The organism is Pseudomonas sp. B14-6 (genome assembly GCF_013260315.1).
Classification (GTDB): Bacteria; Pseudomonadota; Gammaproteobacteria; order Pseudomonadales; family Pseudomonadaceae; genus Aquipseudomonas; species Aquipseudomonas mandelii.
Window position 1 is genome coordinate 1,555,106 of record NZ_CP053929.1, and the last position, 16,978, is coordinate 1,572,083.

Annotated in this window: 13 protein-coding genes and 1 pseudogene; 7 read left to right on the top strand and 7 right to left on the bottom strand. The window is 61.7% G+C overall.

Going from position 1 to position 16,978, the window contains the following annotated elements:
• Window positions 1-41: 41 nt before the first annotated feature.
• Together HP062_RS06995 and HP062_RS07000 are read right to left on the bottom strand one after the other, a co-directional pair.
• Window positions 42-2,153, bottom strand: a complete 2,112-nt coding sequence (locus tag HP062_RS06995) for a PAS domain-containing sensor histidine kinase (protein WP_042932009.1) — start codon at window positions 2,151-2,153, stop codon at window positions 42-44.
• A gap of 146 nt (window positions 2,154-2,299) precedes the next feature.
• Window positions 2,300-2,989, bottom strand: a complete 690-nt coding sequence (locus HP062_RS07000) for a GntR family transcriptional regulator (RefSeq protein WP_010460977.1) — start codon at window positions 2,987-2,989, stop codon at window positions 2,300-2,302.
• A gap of 140 nt (window positions 2,990-3,129) precedes the next feature.
• Between HP062_RS07000 and HP062_RS07005 the strand changes: the two genes are divergently transcribed.
• From HP062_RS07005 to HP062_RS07035, 7 genes and pseudogenes are all read left to right on the top strand, one after another.
• Window positions 3,130-4,215, top strand: a complete 1,086-nt coding sequence (locus HP062_RS07005) for an ABC transporter ATP-binding protein (protein WP_010460980.1) — start codon at window positions 3,130-3,132, stop codon at window positions 4,213-4,215.
• A 1-nt stretch (window position 4,216) separates the two neighbouring features.
• Entirely contained in the window at window positions 4,217-5,134 is a 918-nt protein-coding gene (locus tag HP062_RS07010) for an ABC transporter permease (protein ID WP_102593986.1), read from the top strand.
• Window positions 5,131-5,919 (top strand): ABC transporter permease, encoded by a 789-nt coding sequence (locus HP062_RS07015; RefSeq protein WP_010460984.1) that lies wholly within the window; start codon window positions 5,131-5,133, stop codon window positions 5,917-5,919. The genes HP062_RS07010 and HP062_RS07015 overlap by 4 nt, the downstream gene beginning before the upstream one ends.
• A gap of 17 nt (window positions 5,920-5,936) precedes the next feature.
• Entirely contained in the window at window positions 5,937-6,998 is a 1,062-nt protein-coding gene (locus HP062_RS07020; protein ID WP_010460986.1) for an extracellular solute-binding protein, read from the top strand.
• A 133-nt stretch (window positions 6,999-7,131) separates the two neighbouring features.
• Window positions 7,132-8,328 (top strand): amidohydrolase family protein, encoded by a 1,197-nt coding sequence (locus tag HP062_RS07025; protein WP_172791136.1) that lies wholly within the window; start codon window positions 7,132-7,134, stop codon window positions 8,326-8,328.
• The gene (locus tag HP062_RS07030; protein WP_172791137.1) at window positions 8,325-9,812 is read left to right on the top strand and encodes an amidohydrolase family protein; all 1,488 of its coding nucleotides are present in this window, start codon (window positions 8,325-8,327) and stop codon (window positions 9,810-9,812) included. The genes HP062_RS07025 and HP062_RS07030 overlap by 4 nt, the downstream gene beginning before the upstream one ends.
• A 12-nt stretch (window positions 9,813-9,824) precedes the next feature.
• Window positions 9,825-10,486, top strand: a pseudogene (locus tag HP062_RS07035) (flavin reductase family protein).
• 51 nt (window positions 10,487-10,537) lie between these two features.
• Here the strand turns inward: HP062_RS07035 and HP062_RS07040 are convergent.
• The 5 genes from HP062_RS07040 to HP062_RS07060 form a co-directional block, all read right to left on the bottom strand.
• Window positions 10,538-11,197, bottom strand: coding sequence for a DUF799 domain-containing protein (locus HP062_RS07040; protein WP_010460994.1), 660 nt, complete (start codon window positions 11,195-11,197; stop codon window positions 10,538-10,540).
• Window positions 11,194-11,535 (bottom strand): DUF4810 domain-containing protein, encoded by a 342-nt coding sequence (locus HP062_RS07045; protein ID WP_370654478.1) that lies wholly within the window; start codon window positions 11,533-11,535, stop codon window positions 11,194-11,196. The genes HP062_RS07040 and HP062_RS07045 overlap by 4 nt, the downstream gene beginning before the upstream one ends.
• Before the next feature lie 60 nt (window positions 11,536-11,595).
• Window positions 11,596-12,270 carry a CsgG/HfaB family protein gene (locus HP062_RS07050; RefSeq protein WP_162179691.1) on the bottom strand — a complete coding sequence of 225 codons (675 nt, stop codon included), beginning with the start codon at window positions 12,268-12,270 and terminating at the stop codon, window positions 11,596-11,598.
• A 215-nt stretch (window positions 12,271-12,485) separates the two neighbouring features.
• Window positions 12,486-15,584 carry an error-prone DNA polymerase gene (locus tag HP062_RS07055; RefSeq protein ID WP_218585115.1) on the bottom strand — a complete coding sequence of 1,033 codons (3,099 nt, stop codon included), beginning with the start codon at window positions 15,582-15,584 and terminating at the stop codon, window positions 12,486-12,488.
• A complete protein-coding gene (locus HP062_RS07060; protein WP_172791138.1) occupies window positions 15,560-16,975 on the bottom strand; it encodes a DNA polymerase Y family protein in 1,416 nt (471 codons plus the stop codon). The genes HP062_RS07055 and HP062_RS07060 overlap by 25 nt, the downstream gene beginning before the upstream one ends.
• Between the last annotated feature and the right edge of the window lie 3 nt (window positions 16,976-16,978).

The window sequence follows — 16,978 nt, forward strand, 5'->3', positions numbered from 1 at the left end:
GCGAGGGAACGATCATTCAACCCCCCATAATGTGTGCGTGGTCAGCCACTGAGGACGGTGTGGATCATGTGTGTCAGGGCTTCGGGCCCATAAGGTTTGCTCAGCAGATGGGTATCCGGGCTGAGCTGGTGATTGCGCGAGATGATGTCCCGGGTGTGGCCGGAGGTAAACAGCACCGCCACCGGGGGATTCTGCACCTTGGCCCAGGCTGCCAGGTCCGAGCTTTTGATCAGGCCGGGCATGACAACATCGGTGAAAATCAGGTTCACCCGCACGCCCTCCAGCAACATCTGCATCGCCTGGTCGCCGTTGGCCGCGGTCAGGACCTGATAGCCCTCTTCGCTCAGCAATTCGACCGCCGAGCTGCGCACCGCTTCGTTGTCCTCCACCACCAGGATGGTTTCGTGCCCGCCCTGCCGGGGTGAATTACGTAATGTTGTTTCACTGGGCAACGCACGCAAGCTGCGCGGGAAGTAAAGCTGCACCCGAGTGCCCTGCCCGACAATGCTGGAGATCTCGATGTGCCCGCCGCTCTGTTTGACGAAACCGAACACCATGCTCAGTCCCAACCCCGTGCCCTGACCGTCGGCCTTGGTGGTGAAAAACGGCTCGAACGCCTGCCCGAGTATTTCGGGCGACATACCGGCGCCGCTGTCGGCCACCGCGACACGCACATAATCGCCCGCCGCGATGCCCTTACCGGCACAGAATTTACGATCGAGCGCGACATTCCCGGCGCTCAGCTCAATGGTCCCTTCGCCCTGCATGGCGTCACGGGCATTGATCGCCAGGTTGAGAATGGCGTTTTCCAACTGGTTGCGATCGACGTTGATGTACCAAGGTTCTTGCGGCACCTGCACATCGATCTGGATGGTTTCCCCCAGCGCCCGTTGCAACAGCTCACCCAGCCCTTCGAATATCAGTTGTGGGTCGCACACCGCCGGCGACAACGGTTGCCGGCGGGCAAACGCGAGCAATTGCGAAGACAGTTTGGCGCCGCGCTCGACGGCCGCAATCGACGCACTGACCCGGCGCTGCACGTTGGCGTTGTCCGGCTCATGCCGCGCCAGCAGGTGCAGGTTGCCGGCGATCACCTGCAGCAGGTTATTGAAGTCGTGGGCCACGCCGCCGGTGAGGCCGCCGATGGCTTCGAGCTTCTGCGACTGGCGCAGTTGCTCTTCAGCCGCCAGCCGCGCATCGACTTCGTCGGCCACGCGCTGCTCCAGGTTGCGGGTGAATTTGAGCAGAGAATCTTCAGCAATCTTGCGTTCATGAATGTCAATCAACACGCCGGGGAAGCGGAACGGCTCGCCCTGCTCGTTGAACTCGCAGCAGCCGCTCGCCTGCACCCACAAATAACTGCCGTCGGGGCGCAAGACCCGGTACTCGGCGTTGAAGGGCTCGCCGGTCGCCACTGACTGACTGACCCGTTCCTGGACCCAGCTGCGGTCGTCGGGATGAATCTTGGCTTCAGCAATGTCGGCGGGCAGGTCGGCCAGGTTCTGCTCGGTCGGGTAGGAGAACGTCCGGGCGAAGCGCTCGTCACCGGACAGCACGTTGCCCTTGATGTCCCAGACGAACGAGCCGAGCAATGCCCCGGCATTGAGCGCCAGGCGCACCCGTTCGTTGTCGGCGCGATAGGCGTCTTCGGCTTCCTGGCGCCGGCGTTCGGAGATCACATATTCAGTGGTTTCAACGACCATCGCCATGACCCCGGCGGGGCGCCCTTCATCATCGGCGACAGGGCTGTAATAGAGGTCCAGCCAGACGTCTTCGGGGACCCCGTCGCGTAGCAATTCCAGCAGTTTATTACGATAGGACAAGGTGCCGCCGGCCAGGCATGTATCCACCACATGTCGATTGAACTCGGCCACTTCCGGCCAACCCAACTCGACCGGCGAGCCCAGCAGATACGGATGGCGGCCACCGGCAAACGTCGAGTAGGCATCGTTATAGATCATGTAGCCCTCGCGCCCCCAGAGCATCACCATCGGCAGTGGCGACGCGAGCATCAGCCGCACCGTGCTGCACAGACTGGCGGGCCAGGTGTCGATGTTTCCAAGCTCGGTCTGGCTCCAGTCGAACGCGCGGATGCGCCCGGCCATTTCACCGTTCCAGCCGGCACACCCGTGGCTATCAGATAGAAACTGCATCGACTGGCTCTTTGTCCCTGTGAGTGACTGAAATGCGGGATCGCAGTGCGAGGACGGCACGTGCCCGTTTGTTTCGAGCATCGCCGACGCCAATGGTTTCATATGAGGTTAGCCGATTCAAACCGTGCGGGCTTTTGTGGCGAACGCTAGACCTCAATCAGGTGCTTGAGCGGGTGGTAGCCGGTTTTCAGTGTGGCGGCAACGTCGAGGATCGCCTTCTCGATACCATTCAAATGCATGCAGGTCAGCTCGATGGCCGCGCTTTGATTGCCGGCCTCGATGTACTCGATCAGCCGAAGATGTTCGTCATCGCGGCACGCCTCGTGGCTGTCGTCATCGAGGGCGGCGGCGTACAGCGAGGCACGGGAAATCAGCTTCTGGAACCAGTCCAGCAGCACCGGGTTGTTCAGGCTTCGCGCGAGTTTGATGTGGAACTCGCCGAGCAGATGAATCAGCCGTTCGTGGTCGCCGCTGCGGTGCGCTTCATCTTCCAGCAACAAATGATCGCGCAAGTCCTGGGTCACCGCGGTGTCCCGACGACGGCAGAGTTCGCTGACGATTCCGATCTCGATCAACCGCCGGGTTTCGAACAGCGAACGGATCTCTTCGTCGCTGGGCAACGACACCGATGCCCCCTTATTGGGCTCGGTGGTGACCAGCCCATCCGCTTCCAATTGCTTGAGCGCGGCACGAACCGACGTGCGGCTGACATTAAAAAGTTCGGCCAGCGAAGCCTCACCGAGCTTCATGCCGGGGCGCAACGAACGTTTGCTGATCGCCTCGTAAACCCCTTGGTAGACGCGGTCGACTGTGGTTTCGAGTTTCTTATCGGTCATTTCAACCCTCCTTTAGCGCTAAACAACCGGCCCCAGGCGATGAGCAGCCTTTGAAAAAGGGGGTTGCACGGGCAGATTAATCCGGTTATTTGTAGATTGCATCCAGATATTGCATACAATAATTAGAGGATTGCACCATTATGGGTCAACCAATAGCTATCGAAGTGCGTAACGTCTCTAAACGGTATTCCGACGATCCGGGACTGGCTCCAGCCCTCGACAACGTATCAGTCGACATTGCCGACAACGAATTCTTCACCCTGCTCGGCCCTTCCGGCTGCGGCAAAACCACCCTCCTGCGCACCATCGCTGGCTTCGAACATGTCAGCGACGGCGAGATCCGTCTGGCGGGTGAACCGGTCAACGATCTGCCGCCGTTCAAGCGTCGGGTCAACACCGTCTTTCAGAGCTACGCGCTGTTTCCGCACATGAGTGTCGCGCAGAATATCGCCTTCGGCCTCGAGATGCAGGGTCTTGATCACAAGCAAATTGCCCAGCGTGTCGATGAGATGCTGGCGCTGGTGCAAATGCAACACCTGGCCAGGCGCAAACCGGCCGAATTGTCGGGCGGTCAACAGCAACGCGTAGCCCTGGCCCGGGCCCTGGCGCCGAAACCCAAAGTACTGTTGCTGGATGAGCCGCTGTCGGCGCTGGACCTCAAGCTGCGCAAGGAAATGCAGGTCGAACTCAAGCGCGTACAGAAGGAAGCCGGCATCACCTTCATTTTCGTGACGCATGATCAGGAAGAAGCGCTGACGCTGTCTGATCGCATTGCCGTGATGTCCGCCGGCAAGATCCTGCAGATCGGCACGCCCAACGACATTTACGAACGCCCGCAACATCAATTCGTCGCCCAGTTCATCGGCGACATCAACTTCCTCCCCGGACACCTCAAGCGCGGCCAGCAGAACGAAAAACTCTTCGTGCCGAGCGGCATGCCGGTGGAAATTCCTTGCCCGGCTCAAGGCTTCGACGGCGCCAAGGTGCAATTGGCCTTTCGCCCGGAACGTTCGCAACTGGTCGATCCGGCGCAACCGCATCACCTGCGCGGCGTAATCGAAGCGGTGTTGTATGTCGGCACCGCGACGCTTTATCAGTGCCGCTTGAACAACGACATCAAGGTCATGCTGCGCGAAAACAACGAAGGCCTGAACCGTGGCCGGGTGGTCGGTGATCGCGTGGCGGTCAATCTGCCGCCCCACGCCTGCCTGTTGATGGAGGCCTGAGATGAGCGTCAGCAGCACTTCTCCCGCCCTCAACCGCGCCCTGTTACTGAGCCCGGTAATTCTGACCTTGCTGGCGCTGATCGCGATTCCGCTGGGGATCATGGGCTACATCAGCCTGTTGCCGCGCAATGTGTATGGCGGCGTCGACTGGCAGGCCGACTGGCAATTGCAAAGCTACGTGCAGCTGTTTTTCCAGGAAGGATTCGACGGTGAACTGGAACTGAACTGGGTCTACGCCCAGGCGTTGTTGCGCTCGGTGTTCCAGGCGGGTGGCACCACCATGCTGTGTTTCCTGTTCGGCTTTCCGGTGGCCTTGTGGATGTCGAGCCTCACGCCGCGTCGGCGCAACCTCATGGTCTTGCTGATTACCATCCCGTTCTGGACCAACCTGCTGATTCGCAACTACGCCTGGCTGATCATCCTGCGCGAGCACGGCTGGGTCGCGCAAAGCCTCAACGCGCTGTTCCCCCAGGCCGGCGGCATCACCCTGCTCTACAACGACTTCGCCGTCTGTGTCGGGCTGGTCTACAGCTTCTTGCCGTTCATGATTTTGCCGATCTATTCGACCCTGGAAAAACTCGACTGGCGCCTGGTGGAAGCCGCCTACGACCTCGGTGCCAATCGCTGGCATGCGCTGAAGCGGATCATCCTGCCGCTGTCGATGCCGGGGGTGATTGCCGGTGCCCTGCTGGTGTTTGTGCCGAGCCTGGGGGCCTTCATCACCCCGGCGATTCTCGGCGGTGGCAAGACGCTGATGATCGGCAACCTGATCCAGCAGCAGTTCGGCACCGCGCGCAACTGGCCGCTGGGCAGTTCGCTGTCGTTCCTGTTGCTGGGGATTCTGCTGCTGTCGCTGGTGGGTTACGCGCTCTATAGCCGCAGCGCTGCCAAAACACTACGTCGGGGAGCCACCGCATGATCGCCCTGCACCTGAAAAAACTGCCACTGACCCGCGAAGTCAGCCTGCTGATCCTCGCCTATCTGTACGTGCCGATCTTCGTCCTGATCGCCTACAGCTTCAACGCCAACCGCTCGGCGACGGTGTGGACCGAGTTTTCGTTCGCCTGGTACGGACGGATTCTGGCCAACCCGTCGATCCAGACGGCGGCATTGAATTCGATCATCGTCGCCAGCATCGCCACGGTCTGCGCCACGGCGATTGCGCTGCTCGCGGCATTGGCAACGTACCGGCCGTTCTATGGACAGAAGATGGTCGAGGGGGGGATCAACCTGCCGCTGATCCTGCCGGAAATCGTCACCGCCGTGGCCACGCTGCTGCTGTTCATGGCGCTGGGAATCAAGCTCGGTTTGCTGACGGTGATCGTCGCGCACATCGGCTTCTGCATTCCCTTCGCGTACCTGCCGATCCGCGCACGCCTGAATGATCTGGACAAGAGCCTGCTGGAGGCGGCGAACGACTTGTACGCCAACCCGTGGCAGGTTTTCCGCCGGGTGACGCTTCCGCTGTTGTGGCCGGCAGTGCTGTCCGGTTCGGTGCTGGCGTTCGTGGTCAGCCTCGACGATTTCATCATGACCTTCTTCGTCGCCGGCCCGGGTTCGACCACCTTGCCGGTGTACATCTTCTCGGCAATCAAGGCCGGCGTAACACCGGAGATCAATGCGATCTCGACCCTGATGCTGTTGATTTCCATCGTGCTGGTGGTGCTGGCCTTCTGGCTGGGACAGCGCGGTAAACAACAATGAGCCTGGAGCGTTCTCGAATGAAAACAAAAAGCATGCGTCCCGCTGTCGCCGGTCTGGCCCTAAGCTGCTTCACTGCACTCACTGCGTTCGGCGCGCACGCCGCCGAACCCAAGGAACTGTTTTTCTACAACTGGACCGATTATTACCCGGTCGACCTGCTGGCCAAGTTCGAAAAGGAGACCGGGATCAAGGTCACCATGGACGGCTACGACAGCAACGAAACCCTGCTGGCCAAGTTGCAGGCCGGTGGCGCGGCGTATGACGTGATCGTGCCGTCGCAGTCGATCATGCGCACCTTGATCAACCAGAACCTGCTGCTGGAAATCGACGCCTCCACCCTGCCCAACTTTCAATACGTGAAACCCGCATTCCGCGATCCGGTATTCGACCCCGGCCGCAAGTTCTCCGCACCGTATTTGTGGGGCACCACCGGGTTCTCCTATGACAGCGCGCGCGTGCCCGGCGGCAAGCTCGACGATTCGTGGAAAGAGTTCTTCGAACCGCGCAAGGAACTGCAAGGGCAACTCGCCGCCCTCGACACTTCCAGCAGCGTGATCAACGCCGCCAGCCATTACCTGAACGTCGACGAATGCAGCGAAAACCCGCAGGACGCCAAGCGCATCCTCGAACTGCTGCAAAAACAGAAACCGTTCCTGAAGATGTACAGCTCGGACAACACCGTCGACCGCATGGCCTCCGGTGAAGTGATCATGATGCAGAACTGGAACGGCTCGACCGCACGCGCCACCTTGCAGAAGAGCACCATCAAATACGTGTATCCGCGCGAAGGCCTGGCGATGTTCCAGGACAACTTCGCCGTGCCGAAAAGCGCACCGCACCCCGGTAACGCGAAGATTTTCATCGACTGGATGATGAAACCGGAAAACGCCGCCGCCGTGTCCAATTCCATTGCCTACGCCAACGGCATCCAGAGCGACAAGCTGCTCGACGCCAAGTGGAAAGTCATGGACGCCATCAACATGCCCGACGAATTCGCCTCGCGCTTGCGGCCGGAGAAAGAGTGCAGCAACAAGGCGCGGGAGCTGCAGGATCGGGTTTGGTCGAAGCTCAAGGGCTGAGTGCCTGGCTTTAGACCGAGGCGCGGCCTTCGCGGGCAAGCCTTGTTCCTACAGGGGAATGCGCATCCTTGTAGGAACGAGGCATGCCCGCGAAGACGCCGGCCAATCCACCATCAAATTTGAGGTGTATGCAATGACTCACCCCCGCTGGCTACGCAACGTGCGCCCCTACGGCGCCACAGCCGAAGACCTGCTGCTGGAAAACGGCCTGTTCAAACAACGCCGCCCGGCCTCCAACACCGCGCTGGCCGCCACCGACATCGACGGCCAACACCAGCTCCTCACCCCAGCCCTGGTGGAAAGTCACGTCCACCTCGACAAAACCCTGTGGGGCCAACCCTGGCGCCCGAACAGCGCCGGCCCGACCCTCAAGGACTACATCGCCAACGAGCGCCGCGTCCTGCGTGAAGTTGACGCGCCCATCGCCCATCGTGCCGGCGCGTTGCTGGAAAACTGCATCGCCCGTGGCTCGCTGACGATGCGTTGCCACGTCGACATCGACCCGGAATTCGGCCTGCGCCATGTCGAGGCCATGCAACAACTGCGCGACATCTACCGCGACCTGATCGACCTGCAACTGGTGGTGTTTCCGCAAACCGGCCTGATCAGCCGCCCCGGCACCACCGAACTGATGCGCGAAGCCATGGCGCTGGGCGTGGAAAACGTCGGCGGCCTCGACCCGTGCGGTATCGACAACGACCCGGTCGCGCAACTCGACTTCGTGTTCAAGCTGGCCAGCGAATTCGACCGTGGCGTCGACATTCACCTGCATGACAAAGGTGAACTGGGCCTGTGGCAAATCGCGTTGATCGCCGATTACACCGAGCGCTTCGGGCGGCAAGGTCGGGTGATGATCAGTCACGCTTACTGCCTGGGGATGTTGCCGTGGAGTCAGGTCAAACCGCTGGCAGAACGCTTGGCGGCGTTGAGCATTTCGCTGATGAGTTCGGCGCCGGCCGATTGCGCGGTGCCGCCTTTCCTTGCGTTGCGTGAAACAGGCGTGAATGTCTGCCTGGGTTCGGACGGCATTCGCGATGCGTGGTCGCCGATGGGCAACGGCGACATGCTGGAACGGGCAATGCTGCTGGCCTTGCGCTTTGACTTGAACAAGGACGATGAACTGGCCGCAGCGTTCGAAGCGGCGACGGTGAACGGTGCCCGGGCGCTGGGTTGTGAACGGTATGGATTGGAGATCGGCCAAGCGGCGGACTTCCTGCTGATGCCGGTACAGACTTTGGGCGAAGCCGTGGTTTCTCGACCCGTGCGGCAGGTTTATCGCGGCGGTGAGTTGATCGCCTCAGGTGGTCGGCTGCTGGAAAGCCGCTTGTGAAATGCATCGGTCTGAAGGCCAGTTGCGTGGTCGGCTTCGACGGCACGCAGCATGTGCTGTGGCGCGACGGCGAAGTGGTGTTCGAAGGTTCGCGCATTGTGTTTGTCGGGCGTGGTTTTACCGGGCCGGTCGATCAGTGGATCGACTATGGCAATGCGTTGATCGGCCCGGGTTTCATCGATCTGGACGCACTCGGGGATCTGGATTCCACGGTGCTGACGCTGGACAACGGCGATGAACGCGACATGGGCCGGATGTGGTCTGAGGACTATCTGGCGGCCGGTCCGCGCGAGAGTTTCGACCCCGATGAAGAAGTCTTCAAATACCGCTACGCCTTCACGCAGTTGATCCGCAACGGCATCACCACGGCCCTGCCAATCACCTCGATGTACTACCGCGAGTGGGCCGAGACCTACGACGAATTTGCAGCGGTGGCCGGCGTGGCGGCCGAACTGGGGCTGCGCACTTACCTCGGCCCCTGCTACATGAGCGGCATGAGTTATTGGCGGGCCGATGGCACCCTCGGGCATCACTGGGATGAAGCCCGGGGAATGGCCGGACTCGATGCGGCGGTTCGGTTTTTCCATGATTTCGAAGATGCGCACCAAGGCTTGATTCGCGGCGCCTTGTTGCCGGATCGCATCCAGACCTGCACCCCGGCGCTGCTGCAACGCACCGCTGCGCTGAGTCGCGAATTGAGCGCGCCGATGCGTTTGCATTGCTGCCAGGGGCTTGGCGAGGTGGCGATGGTCGAGCAACTGCGTGGTGTGTCGCCGCTGCACTGGTTGCAGCAACTGGACCTGCTGACCCCGCGAAGCCTGCTGCCCCACGGCATCTACACCTCGGGCGATGACGATCTGCAACGGGTGGTGGATGGAGGCGCAAGCCTGGTGCATTGCCCGGTGGTGTTTGCTCGCGATGGTGAGGCACTGAATTCGTTTGGGCGCTATCGGGCCAAGGGCATCAACTTCGCCTTGGGCACTGACACCTGGCCGGCGGATCTGCTGGAAAACATGCGCCAGGGGTTGAACATCGCCCGTTTGATGGAGGGCGGCGATGCGTTGACCTCCACGCTGGACATGTACAACGCCGCCACCCTCGGCGGTGCGAAAGCCTTGGGCCGCGATGATCTCGGTCGCCTGGCAACCGGGGCCAAGGCCGACATCACGGTGTTCAGCCTTCGCGGCCTGCACCTGGGGCCGTTGTTCGATCCGCTGAAAAACCTGGTGCTGGCCGGGCGCGGTGACGACTGCATCGCCAGTTACATCGACGGCCGCTGCGTGATGCAAGACGGCCAGGTTCAGGGCATCGATTACCCCGCTCTGCAACGCCAGGCCCAACAACAATTCGAAAAACTGATGCGCAGCCACAGCGACCGGGCCATGGGCCGACCGGACTGGAAAACCCTGTTCAAACCGGCCATTCCGTTCGCCGATGACTACAGCGCAGACGCGCCGTTGAGCGTAATCAATCCCCTTATTTAGAGATGTCTGCCAATGCAAAGCTTCGACTTCAGCACATTGAGTGCGCGGGACAAATACAAGATTCTGATCGGTAGCGTGGTGCCTCGGCCGATTGCGCTGGTCACCACGATTGATGGCGAAGGCCGGATCAATGCCGCGCCGTTCAGTTTCTTCAATGCGCTGTCCGCCGACCCGCCGATCCTGGCGCTGGGCGTGGAAAACTACGGCGACCAAAGCCCCAAGGACACCACCCGCAACATCCAGCTCAATCAGGAATTCACCGTCAACATCGTCAGCGATGCGCTGGTGGAGGCGATGAATGTATGCGCGGTGCCCTTCGCGCCCGGCTTCGATGAGTTGACGGCTGCGGGGCTGACGGCGATTGCCGGCACCACGGTCAAATGCCCGCGCATCGGCGAGGCGCCGGTGGCGTTGGAGTGTCGGCGGATGATGGCGCTGTCCATCGGGCAGTCGCGGGAAATTATCTTCGGGGAGGTGTTGATGGCGCATGTGCGGGACGAATTGATCGACCCGAAAACCTTGTACATCGATCAGCTGGGGCTGGATGCGATCGGGCGCATGGGTGGGCATGGCTATGCACGGACCCGGGATTATTTCGATTTACCGACGCGGTCGTTGCAGGCGTGGACGGATGCGCCGGGGGTGGGGAGCGGTTTTGGCCTGCCACCAAATGATCGTCCCTTAACTGATCGTTCCCACGCAGCGTGGGAACGATCTCACTGGGTTCAATCAGTACCGTATTTCGGCGAACGCGGTCCGTACAGCAAGCCCGCCGGTTGACCGGCCGACAGCAGGCGCGCACTGGCCACACCGGCAATCGGGTGACCGGCGTCGGTGGCGCTGTTGATCACTTGCTTGACCGCTGCCGTAATCAGCATGCCAACCAAGCCGCCGCCACCGTTGTTGCCGCCCTCTTCGCTCGAAGCCCGGGCCGAGCCGGTCCACAGGGTGGTGCCGCTCTTGAGGTCTACCAGTTTCGCGGTGGCGGTCACCACGGTTTCGCTGCTGATGATCATGTAGCGCGTACCGTAGTCCGTCACGGTGATGTACAACGCCGCATCGGCACCGAAAATTTCCTGCAGCTTGTTGGCCGGGGCCTGGTGAATGTCCGCCGGTGTGGTCAGGCCATTCTGGCGGAATGTCTCATCGACCAGGGTGATCGGCAGTACGTAGTAACCGGCTTCTGCCAACGGGTACGTGACCTGCGACAACATGCTGTAGGACGCCTTGACGTCCGGCGAGTTGTTCAGCGGCGGCAGCACCAGAATGGTTTTCGGACGGGCTTGCTTGTACGCCGAATAGTCCACGGTCTTGGGGCTGACGCAGCCACCGAGCACAGCCAGCGCCAGCAACCCGGCCATCAGTTTCAATGAACGCGCGATCATTGGGTGTCTCCGGTCTTGGCGTTTTTAAGCAGAAAATCCATGTACGGCGTCGACTCGGGAAACAGGGTTTTCTCAGTCCTGAACTGCTGCACCATCTGATCGTCCTTGCCCATGCTCAGGTACAACAGCCCCAGGTGAGCGTGGTAGCCAGGCGGCGGCGTCTTGCCGGTGGACTTGATCTTCTGCAGGTCGCGTTCCAGCGCTTCGGCCTGGGCTTCCTTGGGTTCTTCACCCTTGAAGTACTCGTAAACTTCCGGCTGGTAGCTTTCCCACTGGTAAAGGGTTTTCGGGCCGGCGCAACCGGCCAACAGGCCGCTGACCAGCAATGTCGACGCCATCAGCGCCCACGACACATACGTCTTGAACATGCTTTTACCGCTCCTTGTCATCAACCTTGATCAGTTACCCGGTTTCCATGCCCCGGCGTTCATCCCGTCTACCAGGCGATTGATCGCCTCGCGCATGGCCAGGTCGAGCACCTTGCCGTTGAGGGTCGAATCGTAGGCAGCGGTGCCGCCGAAGCCGATGACTTCACGGTTGGACAAGGCGTACTCGCCCGCGCCCTGAGTCGAATAAACCACTTCGGAGGTGCTGATATTGACGATGTTCAGGTTGACCTTGGCGTAGGCCACCTGGGTCTTGGCGCGACCGAGAATGCCGAACAGCTGATGGTCGCCGGTTTCTTTGCGGCCGAACTCGGTGACATCACCGGTGACCACAAAGTCAGCACCCTTGAGGCGCTGGGACTGGCCCTTGATCGCGGCTTCCTGCTGGATCTCGCCCATGTTGTCGCGGTCCAGCACGCTGAAGCGGTTGGTTTGCTGCAAGTGAGTGATCAGGATGGTCTTGGCCTGACCGCCGAGGCGATCCACGCCGTCGGAGAAGATGCCGCGCATGTAGCTTGAACGGTTGTCGAACTTGCCGACCGCCATGGGCACACGAACACCGGCATACGCCACGCTGGCGCTTTCGACTTTTGCGACTGGCAAGGCGCGCGAGCTTTCCGTGGCGCAACCGGCCATGCTGCCCAAAAGGGCAATCGCTGCCGCCGATACCAACATCCGAGAGATCATTCTCACTGTGCATTCCTTCTGAAAAAACGGTTTATCCCGGCACGGCAATAGCCAACCGCTGCGGATTGCAGCGGCGAAAAAGCGAGGGGGAATCAAATCGATAATCGACGTGCGGGACGTCGGCGGCCGGCATTATGCCAAAGTGCCATCACTGATAACAGTGTTTAATTTTTTATTGGCGCCAATGCATTGGCTGTCGCGATCAGTGGTTGGGATCAGTGGAAATCGCGGCTGCGCACGCTGATGCCATCCAGCAATGGGCTCAGGTCGCTCAAGCGTCCGGCAATCAGGTGGCGCACCTCGCCTTCCTTTTCCCAGCGGCCATCGACCTTGAGCAACTGCGAGCCGACCAGCACTTTTCGCTGCCGATCAGCCAGGTCGCGCCAGACGATGACGTTGATGTTGCCGAATTCGTCTTCGAGGGTGACGAAGGTCACGCCACTGGCCGTGCCCGGCCGTTGCCGGCCGGTGACCAGCCCGGCGACGCTGACCGGTCGCCCGTGCTCGACCTCCATCAGCTCTTTCGAACTGCGGCAACGTCGGGCTTTCAACTCACCACGCAACAACGCCAATGGATGCGGACCCAAGGTGGTGCCGACACTGTTGTAGTCGGCCAGCAGGTCCTCGCCCACTGTGGGTTTGGGCAGATAGATCGCAGGTTCTTCCTGACTCGGCAGGCCGGCAAACAAACCGAGCTGCTTCTGCACCCCCGCCACTTCCCAGCGCGCCCGATGACGGTCACCGGCCAGCCCCCGCAGCGCACCGGCATCGGCCAGTTGTTCCTGGGCACGGGCGTCGAGTCGTGCGCGCTCGCCCAGGTCGGCGATGTCGACAAATACACCCTTTGCCCTCGCCGCTTCGATGCGCCGGGCATCGTCCTCGCGAAAGCCCTTGATCATCCGCAGCCCCATGCGAATCGCCGGCTGCGCGCCGGTGATCGGTTCGAGGCTGCAATCCCAGTCACTGGCGCGCACGTCCACCGGGCGAATCTGCAAATGATGCCGGCGCGCGTCCTGCAGAATCTGGTCCGGGCTGTAGAAACCCATGGGCCAACTATTGATCAGCGCACAGGCGAAGGCCGCCGGTTCATGGCATTTCAACCAGCAACTGGCATAGGTCAACAAGGCGAAACTGGCGGCGTGGGACTCAGGAAAACCATAACTGCCGAAGCCTTTGATCTGCTCGAAGATCTGCGCGGCGAACTCGGCCGTATAGCCGTTTTTCTTCATCCCGGCGGCCAGCCGATCCTTGTGCGGTTCCAGTCCGCCATGGCGTTTCCAGGCGGCCATGGAGCGACGCAACTGATCAGCCTCGCCGGGGCTGTAGTCGGCGGCAACAATCGCAATCTGCATCACCTGTTCCTGAAACAGCGGCACGCCCAAGGTGCGTTTGAGCACGACTTCCAGCGCCGGGGACGGGTAAACCTCGGGTTCCTCCTTGTTTCGCCGTCGCAGGTACGGGTGCACCATCCCGCCCTGGATCGGCCCCGGACGGACGATCGCCACTTCGATCACCAGGTCATAGAAGGTCCGGGGCTTGAGCCTCGGCAGCATCGACATTTGTGCCCGGGATTCGATCTGGAACACGCCGATGGTGTCGGCACGGCCGATCATGTCGTAGGTTTGGACATCTTCGGCGGGGATCGTCGCCAGGCTCAAGTCCAGATGGCGATGACGACGCAGCAGATCAAAACAGCGGCGGATCGCACTGAGCATGCCCAAGGCCAGAATATCCACCTTGAGCAGCCCCACCGCATCGAGATCGTCCTTGTCCCACTGAATGATGGTGCGCTCGGCCATGGCAGCGTTTTCCACCGGCACCAGGCTGTCCAGTGGCTGCTCGGAAATCACGAAACCGCCGGGGTGTTGGGACAGATGCCGGGGGAAACCGATCAGTTGCTGAGTCAAACTCAGCACCCGGCGCAGCACCGGGCTCTCGGGGTCGAAACCGCCTTCAAGCAGGCGCTCCACGGGCGGCGTTGCATCGCTCCAGTGGCCGCAGCAATCGGCCAGGGCGTTGATCTGATCCGGTGGCAAACCCAGGGCCTTGGCCACATCGCGCACAGCGCCGGCCGCGTGATAGGTGCTGACCACTGCCGTGAGCGCGGCGCGGGTCCGGCCATAACGCTGGAACACGTACTGCAAGACCTCCTCGCGGCGCTCGTGTTCGAAATCGACGTCGATGTCCGGTGGTTCATTGCGCTCTTTGGAGAGAAAGCGTTCGAACAACAGCGTGGTGCGGTCCGGGTCGATTTCCGTGATGCCCAAGGCAAAACACACCGCCGAGTTCGCGGCAGAACCCCGGCCCTGACAGAGGATTTTTTGTTCACGGGCAAACCGCACAATGTCGTGCACCGTGAGGAAGTAGCTTTCATAGCCCAGCTCGGCGATCAGCTCCAGCTCCTTGTCGATCTGCACCAGCACCTTGGCTTGCGGACCGTCCGGCCAGCGCCACGCGATCCCTTCTTCGGTCAGATGCCGCAGCCAGGACGTGGCCGTCTGGCCTTGCGGCACCAGCTCGCGGGGATACTGGTAACGCAACTGGCCGAGGTCGAAGGTGCAACGCCGGGCAATGGTCAGCGTTTCATCGAGCAGTGCTTGCGGGTAGATCGATTGCAGGGCATCGAGGCTGCGTACATGCCGCTCGCCGTTCGGATGCAGCCGCAACCCGGCCTCGGCCACCGGCAGGTGATGACGGATCGCGGTCATGGTGTCCTGCAAGGCGCGCCGTCCACGGGTGTGCATGTGCACATCGCCGCTGGCCACCGCAGGAATCCGCAGTTCCCGAGCCAGGGTCAACAGCGCGTCCAGTCGCCGGGTGTCGTCCTGCCCGCGATGCAACTGCACCGCCAGCCACAGGCCATCGGTGAACGTCTGTTTGAGCCAATGACCGCTGGAAAAATCATCGACCGTGTCCGGCACCCACAGCGCCAGCAACCCCGGCATCGGTTCACTGAAGTCCTCACGCAGCACTTGATACTGGCCTTTCTCCGTGCGGCGCCGCGCCCGGGTGATCAACCGACACAGGGTCTGGTAACCCTCAAGGTTTTCCACCAGCAGCACCAGCTTCGGACCGTTCTCGATGCGCACTTCACTGCCGATAATCAGCGGCAGCTCCACGGATTTGGCCGCTTGCCAGGCGCGGACGATACCGGCCAGGGTGCATTCATCGGTGATCGCCAGCGCTTGATAGCCGTGTTTTTTCGCCCGCTGAAACAATTCCAGGGCACTGGAAGCACCGCGCTGGAAACTGAAGTTCGACAGGCAGTGCAGCTCCGCATACTCGACGCTCATGCGAACCAGCCTTGCAGCCACAGCGGGCCACCCTCACCCACCGCACGGTAGGCCCAGCCCTGCTGGCCGGAACGGGTTTCGATCAGGTAGTAATCGCGGCGCACGTCGTCGCCGTCCCACCAGCCGGACTCGATGCGCTCCGGCCCCATGAGGATCCGTGTCGAGCCTTCGTGTACGGCCTGCGGCTCCGTCAGCAACCAGCCCGGACGCTGCACGCCCACCAACCCCGCGCAGAGTTGGCTGTCGACCCGTGCCTGCCACGCGCACTCTGGCCGGTGATCGGCCTGGAAACGCAAGCCATGCACCGCGTCATCCCCGAGCCGTGCACGCAAGCGTTCGCGCAGTTGCTCCCAGGGCAAGGTCTGCTGCGGACGGTCGTCGAACAGTTCCTGACGTTGCGGGACGAAGCTCGGCAGGTCTTCGGCGCGCAGCCGAAAACCGCGCACCGGGGCCTCGACCTGCACCTGTTCCAGCCGTCCCCGGGCCAGTTCGAAGAGCATCGCCGGATCGCGCTCGGCGCTGAGCAGGCCGACCTTGATCAGCGTGTCCGGCAAGCCGGCGTGTTCCAGGTGCAGGTCGAAACGCTGCACGCCACTGTCCCGGCCACAAAGGAAGGCCGACAGATCGCCGGTCAAGCGACGCAATGGAAACAACAACGCCTGATGGGATTGCACATCGAAGTTGAGCTCGATGCGCACATCAAAACGGTCCGGCGGCAGGTAGAACGCCAGCGCCAGCCGCCGCTCGCCGAACAGCGCATCCAGGTGCTTGAGCACTTGGGCCTCGAAACGTCGCGCCAGGCTGTTGCGCGGCAACGCCTGAACCTGGCTCAAGGTGCGCAACCCCATGCGCGACAACGCCGTGGCCACCGCCGGTTCCAGGGCGATCCGGTCAACCGGCAATTGCCCCAGGTGATAGCGCAAGGCTTGATCGTCCGGCACCACCAGGCCGTCATACATATTGGCCAACACCCGCGCAGCCACCGGGTTGGGCGCGGCGACGATCCGATGCCGAAAGCCCAGTTCGCCGAGCTCGGCACGCAACCGCGCCTCGAACTGCGGCCACGGCCCGAACAACCCCAGGCTGGATTCGATTTCAAACACCACGGCACGCGGGTAATGCACGCTAACCTGAGAGCTGAACCGATAGGCCCACGCCGCCAGGAACTGTTGCCAGTGCTCGATCTCGGCGACATCGTATTCGGCCGTGACAAAACCTTTGCTCAAGGCCTGGGCGGCGGTCATCGACTGCCCCGGGCGCAAACCCAGCGCCCGCGCCGGAGCGTTGACCGCTTGCAACACCCGGCGCTGTGCCGGCCCCGTCAGCAGCGCCAACGGTTCATCGGGATCGGGGCGCTGACGCAGTACCGCGTCCAGCGCCAATTGCGGGAAGAGAATGCACACCCAGCGCATGGC